This window comes from Flavobacterium sp. GSA192 (genome assembly GCF_006386525.1).
Lineage (GTDB): Bacteria > Bacteroidota > Bacteroidia > Flavobacteriales > Flavobacteriaceae > Flavobacterium > Flavobacterium commune.
The window spans coordinates 101,319-116,924 of the sequence record NZ_VAHC01000003.1 but is presented as its reverse complement, the minus strand read 5'-3'; the positions used below and the strand labels follow the sequence as shown (position 1 = coordinate 116,924).

The window sequence follows — 15,606 nt, the reverse complement described above, 5'->3', positions numbered from 1 at the left end:
TAAGAACTAAATAGTAAAAATTATGGATCTATTTAATCCTGAATTTAATCCAAACACTAATCTACTACCCCAAGACGGAACAGTATTGTACTATGGAAAAATCATGGATTATGCCAAAGCAGATTATTTTTTTAATCGTTTAATGGAAAATATCGAATGGAAAAATGACGAAGCCATTATTTTTGGTCAACTCATTACTACCAAACGAAAAGTGGCCTGGTATGCTGATACCAACTTTAAATACAGCTATTCAAAAATTACCAAAGAAGCTCTTCTATGGACTCCGGAACTGCTGGAATTAAAAGCCTTAACAGAAGAAAAAACAGGAGAAACCTACAATTCCTGTTTGCTCAATTTATACCACAATGGCAATGAAGGTATGGCCTGGCATAGCGATGCTGAAAAAGATTTAAAGAAAAACGGAGCGATTGCTTCATTGAGTTTTGGTGCCCAAAGAAAATTTGCCTTTAAACACAAAACTACCAAAGAGAATGTTTCCCTAATCTTAGAACACGGAAGTCTTCTGGTTATGAAAGACCAAACCCAGACACACTGGCTACACCGCCTTCCTCCTACTACAAAGATTAACAAACCCAGAATTAACCTGACTTTTAGAACTATAGTTTCACAATAAAGTTTTAATCTCTTTAGGTTTAATTTCCTGGAAGCTCTGCTTCGTTTTTTACCGCAGATTCGCAGATTATAATATGAAAATCTGCGAATCTGCAGTTGTTTTTCTAATACCACGTGGGCTCTGCCCCGAGTCAGTTTATTTTTAATAAGAACTAAAAAACTTATTTATAATGTAAAAAAACTACAAAAATCACTTAAAAGCAATCCTTTTTTTAAGGAAACCAACTAATAAACAAAGCTTTTATTTTGTTTTTCAACAGACCTTTAGTATCTTTCCAATCGATTTAACCAATTTAAACAACCTTAAACATTTAAAAAAATGTTAGAAGCAACGAATGATAACCTGCCTCAGTCACCGAATGAGTCAGACGGAGGAAACTTAGCCACTGATGTTCAAGCGAACAATCAAGCTACAACTAATCCTGAAATGGATAATAACCCAGCCATAGAAGAGGCGGATGAAGCAACAGAAATATGCGAAAAGCAACAGGCTTTGAACGAAATTGAGGCTTCTAATGCTGAAGAACATGAGGACGAAACCTTAAAAGCCCGTCATGAAATTCCAATGCTCGATTACGATACACTATCAATGGAGGCATTAGTAAATGAATTGCAAAAACTGGTTTCAAATGAAAAAGTCATGTCAATACGTGACCATGTTGAAGAAATTAAAAAAGCTTTTTTCTCAAAATACAATCATTTTATCGAAGAGAAAAAAGAAGGTTTTCATACCGAAAACCCGGACACAACAGAAGAATTTCAATATCATTTTCCTTTAAAATCTAAATTTGACCAACTTTATAATTTATATAAGGATAATAAAAACACCCATTTTAAAAGTTTACAAAACAATCTAAAAACCAATTTAGAAATCCGTTTAGCAATTGTTGAAGAGCTAAAAGAACTAATTAATCCTAATGAAAACATCAAGGATACCCTAAAACATTTCAACGAATTAAGAGAACGCTGGAAAAATGCAGGATCAATCCCAAAGGACAAATACAACCACGTTTGGAACAACTATCATTTTCATGTTGAGAATTTTTATGATTATCTGCATTTAGATCGTGAAGCCAGAGATTTGGATTTCAAACACAATTTAGAGCAAAAACAAAAAATTATTGCCCGTGTAGAAGAATTACTTCACGAACAGGATATCAACAAAGCTTTTAGAGAATTACAGGATTTACACCGTATTTGGAAAGAAGAAATTGGACCTGTTTCCAGAGAACATCGCGATGTTATTTGGAATCAATTTAGTGATTTGACTAAAAAAATGCACGACAAACGCGAAATTTTATTTGAAAAAATAAGAGGAACTGAGCAAGAAAATCTGGAAAAAAAGAATGCTATTATTGCTCAAATTGAAGAGTTAGCCACTATAAAAGTAAATGCTCATCCTCAATGGTTAGTTCAAATAGAAAAAGTTGAAGCCTTGAGAGAAAGCTTTTTCTCTACAGGAAAAGTACCTACAGATGTGAACGAAGCGACCTGGGCAGCTTTTAAAACCGCTGTTAAAAATTTTAATACTTTTAAAAATTCATTTTACAAAGACATTAAAAAAGAACAAAACGAGAATCTTACCAAAAAGAATGCACTTGTTGCCAAAGCAAATGAACTAAAAGAAAGTGACGATTTTGCAGCCACTACTCCTATCATGAAACAAATTCAGGAGGACTGGAAAAAAATAGGTCATGTTCCAAGAAAATATTCTGATAAAGTTTGGGCTGAATTTAAAGAAGCCTGTAACCACTATTTTGATCGGTTAAAAGAACAAAAAAGCGAAGAAAATGCAGGGGAAATGGAAGCTTTTGACAAAAAGAAAGCTTACTTGGAGTCTTTAAAAGAATTTCAACTAATAGGTGAACACAAAACCGATTTAGACGCTATAAAACAGCATATTGAAACTTGGAAATCTTTTGGAAAAGTACCTTTTACCCGAAGACATATCGAAGGAAAATTCAATAAAATACTGGATGCACTTTTTGACAAACTAAGCTTGAGTAAAAAAGATTCGGATATGATGCGTTTTGCAAACAAAATTGAGAATCTTTCCGAAGGCGGCGATAATCGAAAATTAGAAAACGAAAAGATTTTTATCATTCGTAAAATCGAGGAAGTTCAGAACGAAATTTTCCAATTGGAAAACAATATTCAGTTTTTTACTAATACTAAAAATGCTAAAAAAGAAAACTCCATTGTTCTGGAAGTTCGCAAAAATATTGCTATCCACAAAGAAAGTTTAGATACCTGGAAAGAAAAACTAAAACAACTTAGAAATCTAAATCAGGAATAACAGGAAAAGTTAGAAGTTAGAAGTTAGAAGTGGAAAGTTAGAAATTCAAAAAACAGACACTAGGAACTAGATAAAAACAGCAATTTTCAACTGAGAATTGCTGTTTTTTTTTACACAATGTTTGTCCCTCTTCAGATTTCCACTTCTAACTTAATTTCCCAACCATGATAATTGTCATTTTAATTCGCCCCAAATCAAACTATTTTTGGCTTATTAAAAAGAAGTGTCATGAAAAATTCTTTGATTCAAAAATACAATGTACCCGGGCCGCGATACACCAGTTATCCAACAGTTCCTTACTGGAATGAAGCTGATTTCTCCTATCAGGATTGGGTTTCCTCTTTCAAAAAAACATTCCTGGAAAGCAATACTACAGAAGGAATTAGTTTATACATACACCTTCCTTTTTGCGAAAGCCTATGTACTTTTTGTGGTTGCAATAAGCGAATTACCAAAAATCATAGTGTCGAATCACCTTATATCCAGGCGGTTTTAAAAGAGTGGAACTTGTATTGCGAACTACTGCACGAACAGCCCATTATCAAAGAAATTCATTTAGGGGGCGGAACACCTACTTTTTTTTCGACCGAAAATCTCGAAGAATTGATCAACGGAATTTTTGCCAAAGCTGTTAAGGCTAAAGATTACGAATTTAGCTTTGAAGGACACCCTAATAATACTTCACATGCACACCTAAAAAAGCTTTACGATTTGGGTTTTAGAAGAGTGAGTTTTGGTGTTCAGGATTATTCTGAAAAAGTGCAAAAAGCCATTCATCGTGAACAGCCTTTCCACAATGTGGCCAAAGTGACTTTTTGGGCTAGAGAAATTGGCTATACTTCTATAGGCCACGATATAATTTTTGGCTTGCCTTTCCAAAAAATAGAAGATGTAGTGGACACAATCGAAAAAACCAAATCCCTCCAACCCGACCGCCTGGCATTTTACAGCTATGCCCATGTGCCATGGATAAAAGGAAACGGACAACGTGGGTTTAAAGACGAAGATATCCCTAAAGACAGAGAAAAAAGGCTGTTGTACCGAATAGGAAAAGAATTATTACTTAAAAATGGCTACCACGAAATAGGAATGGATCATTTTGCACTGGAAACTGATAGTTTGTACCAATCCTTTAAAAACGGGCAATTGCATCGTAATTTTATGGGATACAGTTCATCAAAAACCAAACTGATGATAGGTTTGGGCGTTTCGTCAATTGGTGACAGCTGGTACAGTTTTGCGCAAAATGAAAAAAGTCTAGACGATTATTATAAAGCTTTAGCTCAGAACAAATTACCAATTTTTAGAGGACATTTATTAACCGAAGAAGATCTTATCATTAGAAAACACATCCTGAATTTAATGTGCCAATTTGAAACCACTTGGGATAAAAAAAACACTTATTTCAAAGAAATTCCCGAAGTTTTAGAACAACTGCAAGAAATGGAAAAAGACGGCATTTTGATTATGTTGGAAAACGGAATTCAGGTAAGCGATAAAGGCAAAGCCTATGTTCGAAATATCTGTATGGCTTTTGATCTGCATTTAAAACGAAAAGCACCAGAAACCGCCTTGTTTTCGATGACGATATAGCTCCTTTGTTAGCTCTACTAAGCCGAAAACCAAACGCCATCTGAAAATCCGATTTATATCATATTTCGTTTTTTTTTATGGTGTATAATTTTTATAAGATTTTACAACTGACTTTTACTATTGAAATTATTGATTAGAAACAAACAGTTTATAATGAAATAAAAAGTCATCCTATTCTTTTTTTTTGTAAAAAAAATATTAATTTTTTATTTATTTATTGAAATATCGCTATAAAAGAAGAACTATACATCCAATTTTGAGTAGATTTCTACTACTTAGTAGGAAGTAAACAGAATTTGTATAAAGCCTAACCAAATTGAAATCAATTGAATTAAAAAAATCAAACTCTTCCACCTAAAATTTAGGAACATAAAAAAGAAAAGTTATTTCCGAAATAGTCAAGTTTCTGAAAAACTCAAAAATCGGAAATAACTTTTACAAATGGAATTACTGTTTAGTTGACTTTTATCTAAAATTACTTTTAGAATTAAAAATCACTGAAGCTTATTTTTTCATTTTAGCTTTTAAGGCATTTTTTTCGGCAGTCATTTCTAATGCGCTGTAAACACCAGAAAGAGTTTTTACAATATCAGTATTCTCAGGATCTAATTCATAGGCTTTTTGCAAATAAGGCAATGTGCTTCTGAATAAATCTTCTCTTTTCTTTTTCAACACATCATAACGTTTCATATCCTTATCAGAAGTACCTAATTTATTCATTTCTTCGATAAGTACTTTCTCGTTTTGTAATTTCAAAACGGCTAAGTTTATGTAAGCATTAGTATAATCAGGCTTGATTTCAACGGCTCTTTTGTAATATTTCTCAGCTTCTACATTGTCATTTGCATTAGCAGAAATGACTCCCAGATTGTAAACCAATCCTGCATCATTAGGATTTTTTGCTAATACTTCTGTAATAATCTGTTTGTATTTATCAAAATCTTTAGTTTGCAAATACAAGTTAGCTTCAGTCAACATCAAAGAAGAATCGTCAGGATTTGTAACTCTGGCATCAGCAACTGCTTTTTTAGCTTCGGCAATTTTTCCTTGATCTACTAAAATTAAAGCCATGTTTTTGTAGATTTCACCTCTTTTTGACGGAATTTCTTCCGTTCTTGGTTTTTCATGAGTTCCTAGTTTTACCGCTCTGTCTCTTTCGGCAGCTGAAGCAAATCCAACTTCCTGACCGTTAACTTTACTGGTAGCTAAATACTCAGTTCCTTTTCCTGAATAATTTATTTTTTTCAATTCATTATACAACTCCATCGCCTTATCATAATCTTTAGCACTTACATAAGTTGAAGCTGCATAATAAAGATAAATGGTATCTTTTTTATCTAATTGATAAGCTTCGTACAATTTTTTAGCACCTTCCAGATTATTATTTTCTTTTGTTGCCGCAACTCCACTGTTAATTAACAAGCCTTTAATTTTAGTAATTGAAGTAGCTGCTTGAGAAGAATATTTTAATTTTCCGGAAGCTTTTTCAGCAGCAATTAACTCTTTATAAGTATCTGCCGCTATTGCCATATTTGCATCTGTATCTACTTTTTTATCTACCAAATCCAAATAGGCATTTGCTTTTAAAAAATAATACTGTGCTTTTTCTTCATCTGTTGCATTAGCTAATACAGGTTCAACCGCTTTTAAAAGATTTAATACCTCTTTAGCATCTCCGTCTTTTACCGCCTTCTCAGCAGCTTTTAATTCTTTTTTCTGAGCAAAAGTAGCTACCGACAACACTAAAGCCGATGCCAACATTACATATTTACTTTTCATAAAATTTATTTTTAATTTTTAATACTTTTTAATTACAATTTATGCCTCGTCATCGTCATCAGCATCATCTTCATCATCCTCAGGAGTTTCTTCTTCATCTTCTTCGTCATCTTCTACAGCTCCGTCGTCTTCAAGGACTTCTAAAACAGGTTTTACTCTTTCGATAATTGCATCTTCGATAACATTACCATCTTCATCAACAACTACCTGCTCTTCATCGTCTTTCATCACTTTGGCAACTGCAGCAATAGAATCATTTCCTTTCAGATTGATGAGTTTAACACCCTGAGTAGCACGTCCCATAACACGTAAATCTTCAATAGCCATTCTGATAGTTAATCCTGATTTATTGATAATCATTAAATCATCGGCATCAGTAACAGCGCTTATCGAAATCAATTTACCTGTTTTCTCGGTGATATTAAGTGTTTTAACACCTTTTCCTCCACGATTAGTAATTCTGTAAACATCTTCACCATCTTCATCAACTAATTTCGTACGTTTTCCGTATCCATTTTCGGTTACCACTAAAATTTGCGAATCGCTAATATCGTTTTTATCAACAGTAACCATACCAATTACTTCATCAGTATCGTCTTTTAGTGTAATTCCACGTACTCCTGAAGCGGTTCTTCCCATCGGACGGGTTTTAGTTTCTTCAAAACGAACTAACTTACCAGACTTAACCGCCAGGATAATTTGGCTTTCACCATTAGTCAACTCAGCACCTAATAATTCATCACCTTCTTTAATAGTAATAGCGGCAACACCGTTTACTCGAGGCTTAGAATATTTCTCCAGCGAAGTTTTCTTAACCTGACCTTGTTTAGTTACCATAACCAGATTATGCTTTTGAATGTAATCTTGGTCTTTTAAATCCTGAGTACAAATAAATGCTTTTACTTTATCATCACTCTCGATATTAATCAAATTCTGAATCGCTCTACCTTTAGCTGTTTTACTTCCTTCCGGAATTTCGTAAACACGCATCCAGAAACATTTTCCTTTTTGGGTAAAGAACATCATGTACTGGTGATTTGTTGCCACAAACATATGTTCTAAGAAATCCTGATCTCTGGTTCCGGCACTTTTTTGTCCTACCCCTCCTCTATTCTGAGTTTTATATTCTGTAAGGTTGGTACGTTTGATATATCCTGCATGCGAAATCGTAATTACTACATTCTCGTCGGCAATTAAATCTTCTATACTTACATCTCCACCTGAATATTCAATTTGAGAACGACGTGCATCACCATACTTATCACGTATTTCAGTAAGTTCTTCTTTAATTAATTCCGTTCTTAAATTCACATCAGCTAATAAAGCTTTCAAATGCTCAATTAACTTCATCAATTCCTCATACTCTGCTCTTAATTTATCTTGTTCCAGACCTGTCAACTGACGCAAACGCATCTCAACAATTGCTCTAGCCTGAATATCTGATAATTTGAATCTTTCAATTAACTTTTCACGAGCTTCCTCTGTATTTTTAGAACCTCTAATCAACGCAATTACTTCATCAATATTATCAGAAGCAATAATTAAACCTTCAAGAATATGTGCTCTTTCTTCGGCTTTACGCAATTCAAACTGTGTTCTTCTAACCACTACATCATGACGGTGCTCTATAAAATAATGAATCATATCTTTTAGATTCAACATTTGTGGGCGACCTTTCACTAATGCAATATTGTTTACACTAAACGAAGATTGTAATTGTGTGAATTTATATAAGGTATTTAAAACTACATTTGGAGTAGCATCACGCTTAAGAATATAAACGATGCGCATACCATTTCTATCCGATTCGTCTCGAATATTTACAATTCCTTCAATCTTTTTCTCGTTAACTAAATCGGCAGTACGTTTAATCATATCTGCTTTGTTAACCTGATACGGAATTTCAGTAACAACAATACACTCTCTTCCATCAACTTCTTCAAAACCAACTTTGGCACGCATTACAATACGTCCTCTACCTGTTTTGAAAGCTTCACGAACACCTTCATAACCATATATAACACCTCCTGTTGGAAAATCAGGGGCTTTAATATGGTGCATTAATTCATCTATTTCAATATCATTATTATCAAGATATGCTAATGTACCATTGATTACTTCAGTTAAATTATGAGGAGGCATATTAGTAGCCATACCTACTGCAATACCTGTCGCTCCGTTAACTAATAAAGTAGGAACACGGGTTGGCATTACTTTTGGCTCATATAAAGTATCGTCAAAGTTCAATTGAAAATCAACTGTTTCTTTTTCGATATCTGCCATGATTTCTTCTGAAATTTTGCGCATTCTGGCCTCAGTATAACGCATCGCTGCCGGGCTATCGCCATCCACAGAACCAAAGTTACCCTGACCATCAACTAATAAATAGCGCATACTCCATTCCTGAGCCATACGAACCATGGCATCATAAACAGAGGTATCTCCGTGTGGGTGGTACTTTCCTAAAACTTCACCGACAATTCTTGCGGATTTTTTGTGAGCAGATCTTGAAGTTACTCCTAAATCATACATTCCATAAAGCACTCTTCGATGTACAGGTTTCAAACCATCTCTAACATCCGGAAGTGCTCTTGATACAATAACCGACATTGAATAATCAATGTAAGCTGATTTCATTTCATCTTCAATGTTAATAGGAATTAACTTTTCTCCTTCTGACATAAGTTGTTATATTAAAAAATTATATTCATTTCAAAACGTGCCAATATACGGATTTCTGAAATTTTGGAAAGCTTTTCAGTGTACTAATTTCAATGATTTATTAACAAATTAACATTCGCTTTTGTTTAATAAATTAAAGGCAAAATCGAGCTTTTTTGTCTTTTTTTTTGTCTATTAGCTGACATAAGTACTTAGGTACGGTTTTTGTTTTTCAATTAGTAATTCACTAAATTTACACATACTAGAATTAAACATTATGGATGATAATTTTTCACCAAGGGTAAAAGATGTTATTACCTACAGTAAAGAAGAGGCTTTACGATTAGGTCATGACTTCATTGGGACTGAACACTTGATGCTTGGTATCCTTAGAGATGGTAATGGTAAAGCAATACAGATATTAAACAGTTTGTCTATTGATTTAGACCATTTACGCCGAAAGGTAGAAATCCTAAGCCCAGCAATCCCGGGAATAGATAGTAATTTAGAAAAGAAAAATCTGCATTTGACTCGTCAGGCGGAGCGTGCTCTGAAAACAACCTTTTTGGAAGCCAAAGTTTTCCAGAGTCCATCAGTAAGCACAGCTCATTTATTACTATGTATATTAAGAAACGAAAACGATCCTACAACCAAGCTATTGAATAAACTAAAAATAGATTATGACGTAGCCAAAGAACAATATTTAAATATGACACCAAGCGAAGAAGAATTCTTAGAAAACTTACCAAGAGCTACAGACTCTTACAATGACGATTTAGGACAAGATGACAGTTTAAAAGAAGGCAACTTCAACAATCCTGCAAATAAGTCTAACAAGAAATCTAAAACCCCTGTTTTGGACAACTTCGGTAGAGACTTAACCGAAATGGCAGAAGAAGGAAAACTGGATCCTGTTGTAGGACGCGAAAAAGAAATAGAACGTGTTTGTCAAATTTTAAGTCGTCGCAAAAAAAACAACCCATTATTAATTGGTGAACCGGGAGTTGGGAAATCAGCCATTGCCGAAGGCTTAGCATTGCGTATTATCCAAAAGAAAGTATCCCGTATTCTTTTCAATAAACGTGTTGTTACCTTAGATTTAGCAAGCTTAGTTGCCGGTACTAAATACCGCGGTCAGTTTGAGGAACGCATGAAAGCCGTGATGAACGAATTAGAAAAAAATGACGACATCATTCTTTTCATTGACGAAATTCACACTATCGTAGGAGCTGGTGGTGCTACTGGATCATTAGACGCTTCCAACATGTTCAAACCTGCTTTAGCCAGAGGTGAAATCCAATGCATTGGTGCAACAACACTAGATGAATACAGACAGTACATCGAAAAAGATGGTGCTTTAGAAAGACGTTTTCAAAAAATTATTGTAGAACCTACTACTGTAGAAGAAACAATTACCATTTTGAACAATGTTAAAAACAAATACGAAGATCACCACAATGTTACTTACACTCCAGAAGCTATTGAAGCCTGTGTGAAATTAACAAACAGATATATGTCGGAACGTTTTTTACCAGACAAAGCTATTGATGCTATGGACGAAGCTGGTTCTCGCGTACATATTACCAACATTGAAGTTCCTAAAAAAATACTTGATTTAGAACGTCAATTAGAAGAAATTAGAGACTTAAAAAATGCGGTAGTTAAAAAACAGAAATACGAAGAGGCTGCTAAACTTCGCGATGACGAAAAACGCATCGAGAAAGATTTAGCAATCGCTCAGGAACAATGGGAAGAAGATGCTAAAAGCAACCGAATTCAGGTAACTGAAGACAATGTTGCCGATGTAGTTTCTATGATGACCGGAATTCCGGTAAATCGTATTGCACAAACAGAAAGCAATAAATTAGCTAAACTACCGGAACTTATTGAAAGTAAGGTTATTGGTCAAAAAGAAGCTGTGATTAAAATTGCCCGTTCTATCCAAAGAAACCGTGCCGGATTGAAAGATCCTAATCGACCTATTGGTTCCTTCATTTTCTTAGGACAAACAGGAGTTGGAAAAACACAATTAGCTAAAGTTTTAGCTAAAGAATTATTCGATTCTGAAGATGCTCTGGTACGAATTGACATGAGCGAATACATGGAAAAATTTGCCATTTCCCGTTTAATTGGTGCGCCTCCAGGATACGTAGGTTACGAAGAAGGTGGACAATTAACTGAGAAAGTACGCAGAAAACCGTATGCTGTTGTTCTTTTAGACGAAATTGAAAAAGCACATCCGGACGTGTTCAACATGTTATTACAAGTACTTGATGACGGTTATTTAACAGATAGTTTAGGTCGAAAAATTGATTTCAAAAACACTATTATTATCATGACTTCTAACGTAGGAGCAAGACAATTAAAAGATTTTGGTCAGGGAGTAGGTTTTGGAACTGCTGCCAAAGTAGCACAGGCTGATGACAATTCGAAAAGCATTATTGAAAACGCTTTGAAGAAAACATTTGCACCTGAATTCTTAAACAGAATTGACGATGTAATTGTGTTTAACGCTTTAGAAAAAACCGATATTGATTTAATTATCGAAATCGAATTGAAAAAATTATATGCCAGAATTGCTGAATTAGGATACAATTTAAATCTTTCTGATAAAGCCAAAGCGTTTATTGCTGAAAAAGGTTTTGATAAACAATTTGGCGCAAGACCTTTAAAAAGAGCGATTCAAAAATATGTTGAAGATACACTTGCCGAAGAAATTATTACTTCAAAAATTACAGCTGGCGATGAAATCTTCATGGATATAGAAGATGGTTCTCAAGAACTAACTGTAAAAATTCACAAAACAGGAGAGGCTACTAATTTATAACCCCAGCCCTTCTCAACACCACATAAACCCGTTACGTTTTCATAACCTAACGGGTTTATTCTTTTAACACAATTCTCTTTTATTTAAAGAACAAATAACTACATTTGGCGTTTAACAAAACAGTCTAAAATTCAATAAAAAATCACAATGAATAAAGTTGTCGTAGGTAGCGAAGAATGGTGTTCTTTCCCTGAATTAGGAATCCCAACAATAAAGGCCAGAGTCGATTCGGGGGCAAAAACCTCTGCCCTGCACGCTATCAATATTGCGCCATTTATCAAAAACGATTCCAATTGGGTCAAATTTGATATAAACCCTATACAAAACAACTCTAAGACAATTATTCATTGCGAAGCCCCTTTGATAGACAAAAGAATCGTAAAAAGCTCCAGCGGATTCCGAGAACAACGTTATGTTATTCAAACCAATCTTAAAATTGGAGATGCTACCTGGCCTATAGAAGTAACCTTAACCAACAGAGATACTATGGGGTTCAGAATGCTGTTAGGTCGCGAAGCCATGAGCGGAAGAGTTCTGGTTGATCCGGAGCAACAATTCCTCTTAGGACAACCTACCAATGACAGCCTGAAGGAAATCTACAAAAATTCAGAAAAAGCACCTAGCGGATTACGCATTGGCCTTCTGGCAAGCAATCCCGAACTATACAGCAATAAAAGAATCATGGAAGCCGGGGAAATGCGTGGCCATGAAATGCACTTTTTAAACATCAAAGAATGCTACATCAAACTGGACGCTAAAAAACCTGAAATTCATTATCGAGGAGGAAAAATTCTGAATGAATTCGACGCTATCATCCCTAGAATCCGACCAAGTATTACCTTTTACGGCTGTGCTTTAACACGTCAGTTTGAAGCTTTAAACGTATTTTGTTTAAACTCTTCAACTGCCATTACACAGTCCAGAGACAAACTATTTTCACTACAATTATTACTACATAGCGGCATTGGAATTCCTACTACAGGATTTGCCAATTCGCCTTTGGATACTGACGATTTAATAAAAATGGTCGGAGGCTCCCCTTTAATCATTAAACTATTAGAAGGGACTCAAGGAAAAGGAGTCGTATTAGCCGAAACCAAGAAAGCTGCCGAGAGTGTTATTAACGCTTTCAAAAGTTTAAATGCTAATATTCTGGTTCAGGAATTTATCAAGGAAGCCAATGGAAAAGATATTCGTTGTTTTGTGATTGATGGTAAAGTGGTAGCATCCATTCAGCGTGAAGCAATGCCTGGTGAATTCAGAGCTAATATTCATCTTGGAGGAACCGCTTCCATTATAAAAGCTACTTCCGAAGAGAAAAAAATAGCCATTAAAGCGGCTAAAGCAATGGATTTAAAAGTTGCCGGCGTAGATATTATTCGTTCTACAAAAGGACCTTTATTACTTGAAGTAAATTCTTCTCCTGGTCTTGAAGGAATAGAAACAGCAACCAATAAAGACATTGCCGGCGAAATGATTAAGGCTATCGAAAAAAATTTCAAATTAGACGCTGCAAATCCTAAATCGAAAGAATAATAAACAATATGGATAACAGGGCTAAAACAAGCCCTGTATAATTCAGTTTTGATAGTTTTTCTTTAAAAACAACTACCCCCACAATACTTCCGAGCAAGATAACTCCCATATTCATTCCGGCAAAAACAGTCGATGGATTTGTCGAGAAAGCTTGGTGTGCTTTTAAATAAAACAATATATTCCCGAAGTTAAAACAACCTACCAAAAAACCAAAAGTCAGATTTTTAATTTCAAATCCTCTTTTTCGGACTATTACCTCATAAAATACAGTCCAGAACATGAAAAAGAAAGCAACACAAAAAATAATAAACAAAGATGTAGTATAAGGAACAGCGTTAAAAGCAGCTACTTTTTTAAACAGAATATCAATAATTCCAAATCCTAAAAACACCAAAACAGGATATTTCAAATTGGATTTATCTGAATCATCGGTTTTATTCAAAACACAAAATAAGGCTAAAAATCCAATTAAAATTCCTGTTATTTTAGTTACTGTAAAATCTTCCTTAAAAAGCAACCAAGCCGCCACAATAGACACAAACAAGGACAATCTTTGAGCCGCATCAGTCTTTACAATTCCAATATTTTTGATAGAAGCAATCAAAAACAGAAAAACTACCGGTAATAAAATCCCCAAACTTAAATACAGACCAAATGGAGCTTCTGAGCCTATAGTTTGTACATCTGGAGAAAAAATAATGTAACAAAGTAACAACGCAAAGACGTAATTAAACAATACAATCTGCTTTGCGTTGGCAGAAGTTTTTCGGGCAATTTTAAAAATTACACCTACAGTCACACTACAAATAATACTCAATAACAAATACAACATACCTACTGGTTTAGACTTTAAAACACAAAAGCCATCCGACATATCGGATGGCTTTATATACTTAGATTTTCTTTCTCTATTACAAGAAAAGACTTAAAATGTAATAACAAATTGCTGCTAAAAGTGCTGAAATTGGAATAGTTAACACCCAGGCCCAAATAAGGCTAACGGTAACTCCCCATCTTACAGCCGAAACCCTTTTAGTCAATCCAACCCCGATGATAGAACCTGTAATAGTATGCGTGGTACTTACCGGAATTTTTAAATGTTCTGTAAAATATAAAGTCAAAGCTCCTGCAGTTTCAGCAGCAACACCTTCAAACGAACTTACTTTAGTAATTTTAGATCCCATGGTTTTTACAATTTTCCAACCACCACTTAAAGTACCTGCCGCAATAGCCGAGTAACAAGCCAACGGAATCCAACCCGGCATCACTCCTTTAACACCTAAATCTTCATTTGGCAACACCACGTCTAACCAGGAATCCATGTGAACCCCAGGATTAGTATGGATATAAACAGCAACTGCTGCTGCAATAATACCCATTACTTTTTGAGAGTCATTACCACCATGACCTAAACTAAATGCTGCTGAAGACAATAATTGCATTTTTTTCAACGCCCCATCTGCCTGATTAATACTCAAACTGCTAAAAATCAAACAAAAAGCACTTACCGTCAATACGATAAAAGCAACTAAAAACCATTTAATATTATGTGCATCAAAAACCACACTCCAAAAGTGAGATTCAAAACGGGCTTTACCCCCATCTTTAACAATCTCTTCATATGGAACCATTTGATTATAAACAAACCAAACCGTTGCAGCCATTAAAGCCAAGGTAAAAATCTTAGGACCAATACTTTTTCGGGAAGCATTCAACAACCAAATCGAGATTAAATAGGAAGCAATTACTCCTACTAAAGGTGCTAATACAATAAAAGCAATGATAATAAGTACTCCCGATGGCATCCCACCGTCTTTTCCTGCCTTGTACCAACTAACAATTTCATACCAATAATGTGTAGCTCCGTCTTCGCCAATATAACCTGAAAAACCATGTACAGCAATTGCGTGGGCAACAGCCGCTCCGGCAAAACCACCAATCAGAGTATGCGATGAACTTGAAGGAATCCCAAGCCACCAGGTTAATAAATTCCAACAAATAGCCGCTATAACACCTGCCAGAATTACAACCAGGTTAATCTCCATGGTGTGCGCTGTTTTAGCAACAGTATCGGCAACACCAAATCCAAAAACCCAATAGGCTAAGAAATTAAAAAAAGCAGCCCAAACAACTGCCTGAAAGGGAGTCAATACTTTTGTAGCAACCACCGTTGCAATAGCATTAGCAGCATCATGAAAACCGTTTATGTAATCAAAAATAAGTGCTAAAACTATAATTGTGATAAGTAAACCCATACGTTATTACTTCAAAAGAATATTAA

The 15,606-nt window shown here is 34.9% G+C and carries 9 protein-coding genes; 5 read left to right on the top strand and 4 right to left on the bottom strand.

Annotated features, from left to right (window positions below):
- Nucleotides 1-22: 22 nt before the first annotated feature.
- The 3 genes from FDM27_RS07350 to hemN all read left to right on the top strand — a co-directional run bounded on the left by FDM27_RS07350 (nucleotide 23) and on the right by hemN (nucleotide 4,522).
- Nucleotides 23-634: an alpha-ketoglutarate-dependent dioxygenase AlkB family protein gene (locus tag FDM27_RS07350; protein WP_071185703.1), complete on the top strand. Its 612-nt coding sequence runs from the start codon at nucleotides 23-25 to the stop codon at nucleotides 632-634.
- 318 nt (nucleotides 635-952) lie between these two features.
- Nucleotides 953-2,929: a DUF349 domain-containing protein gene (locus tag FDM27_RS07345; protein ID WP_140485786.1), complete on the top strand. Its 1,977-nt coding sequence runs from the start codon at nucleotides 953-955 to the stop codon at nucleotides 2,927-2,929.
- Between the two features lie 228 nt (nucleotides 2,930-3,157).
- Nucleotides 3,158-4,522: an oxygen-independent coproporphyrinogen III oxidase gene (hemN, locus tag FDM27_RS07340; protein ID WP_140485785.1), complete on the top strand. Its 1,365-nt coding sequence runs from the start codon at nucleotides 3,158-3,160 to the stop codon at nucleotides 4,520-4,522.
- A 504-nt stretch (nucleotides 4,523-5,026) separates the two neighbouring features.
- Here hemN and FDM27_RS07335 read toward each other — a convergent pair.
- A complete protein-coding gene (locus FDM27_RS07335; RefSeq protein ID WP_071185700.1) occupies nucleotides 5,027-6,301 on the bottom strand; it encodes a tetratricopeptide repeat protein in 1,275 nt (424 codons plus the stop codon).
- 39 nt (nucleotides 6,302-6,340) lie between these two features.
- The gene (gyrA, locus tag FDM27_RS07330) at nucleotides 6,341-8,983 is read right to left on the bottom strand and encodes a DNA gyrase subunit A (protein ID WP_140485784.1); all 2,643 of its coding nucleotides are present in this window, start codon (nucleotides 8,981-8,983) and stop codon (nucleotides 6,341-6,343) included.
- Nucleotides 8,984-9,239: 256 nt separating this feature from the next.
- Between gyrA and FDM27_RS07325 the strand changes: the two genes are divergently transcribed.
- Together FDM27_RS07325 and rimK are read left to right on the top strand one after the other, a co-directional pair.
- On the top strand, nucleotides 9,240-11,789 hold the full coding sequence (locus tag FDM27_RS07325) for an ATP-dependent Clp protease ATP-binding subunit (RefSeq protein WP_071185698.1): 2,550 nt from the start codon (nucleotides 9,240-9,242) through the stop codon (nucleotides 11,787-11,789).
- A gap of 147 nt (nucleotides 11,790-11,936) precedes the next feature.
- Nucleotides 11,937-13,325, top strand: coding sequence for a 30S ribosomal protein S6--L-glutamate ligase (gene rimK, locus FDM27_RS07320; protein ID WP_410503840.1), 1,389 nt, complete (start codon nucleotides 11,937-11,939; stop codon nucleotides 13,323-13,325).
- On the opposite strand, the gene FDM27_RS07315 is transcribed toward rimK, so the two are convergent.
- Nucleotides 13,309-14,199, bottom strand: a complete 891-nt coding sequence (locus FDM27_RS07315; protein ID WP_317133611.1) for an EamA family transporter — start codon at nucleotides 14,197-14,199, stop codon at nucleotides 13,309-13,311. The genes rimK and FDM27_RS07315 overlap by 17 nt on opposite strands.
- Before the next feature lie 37 nt (nucleotides 14,200-14,236).
- A complete protein-coding gene (locus FDM27_RS07310) occupies nucleotides 14,237-15,580 on the bottom strand; it encodes an inorganic phosphate transporter (protein ID WP_140485782.1) in 1,344 nt (447 codons plus the stop codon).
- Nucleotides 15,581-15,606 lie beyond the last annotated feature (26 nt).

Coding starts and splice junctions, on each gene's coding strand:
- FDM27_RS07350 (WP_071185703.1), top strand. CDS start 23: ATGGATCTATTTAATCCTGAATTTAATCCAAACACTAATCTACTACCC.
- FDM27_RS07345 (WP_140485786.1), top strand. CDS start 953: ATGTTAGAAGCAACGAATGATAACCTGCCTCAGTCACCGAATGAGTCA.
- hemN (WP_140485785.1), top strand. CDS start 3,158: ATGAAAAATTCTTTGATTCAAAAATACAATGTACCCGGGCCGCGATAC.
- FDM27_RS07335 (WP_071185700.1), bottom strand. CDS start 6,301: ATGAAAAGTAAATATGTAATGTTGGCATCGGCTTTAGTGTTGTCGGTA.
- gyrA (WP_140485784.1), bottom strand. CDS start 8,983: ATGTCAGAAGGAGAAAAGTTAATTCCTATTAACATTGAAGATGAAATG.
- FDM27_RS07325 (WP_071185698.1), top strand. CDS start 9,240: ATGGATGATAATTTTTCACCAAGGGTAAAAGATGTTATTACCTACAGT.
- rimK (WP_410503840.1), top strand. CDS start 11,937: ATGAATAAAGTTGTCGTAGGTAGCGAAGAATGGTGTTCTTTCCCTGAA.
- FDM27_RS07315 (WP_317133611.1), bottom strand. CDS start 14,199: ATGTCGGATGGCTTTTGTGTTTTAAAGTCTAAACCAGTAGGTATGTTG.
- FDM27_RS07310 (WP_140485782.1), bottom strand. CDS start 15,580: ATGGGTTTACTTATCACAATTATAGTTTTAGCACTTATTTTTGATTAC.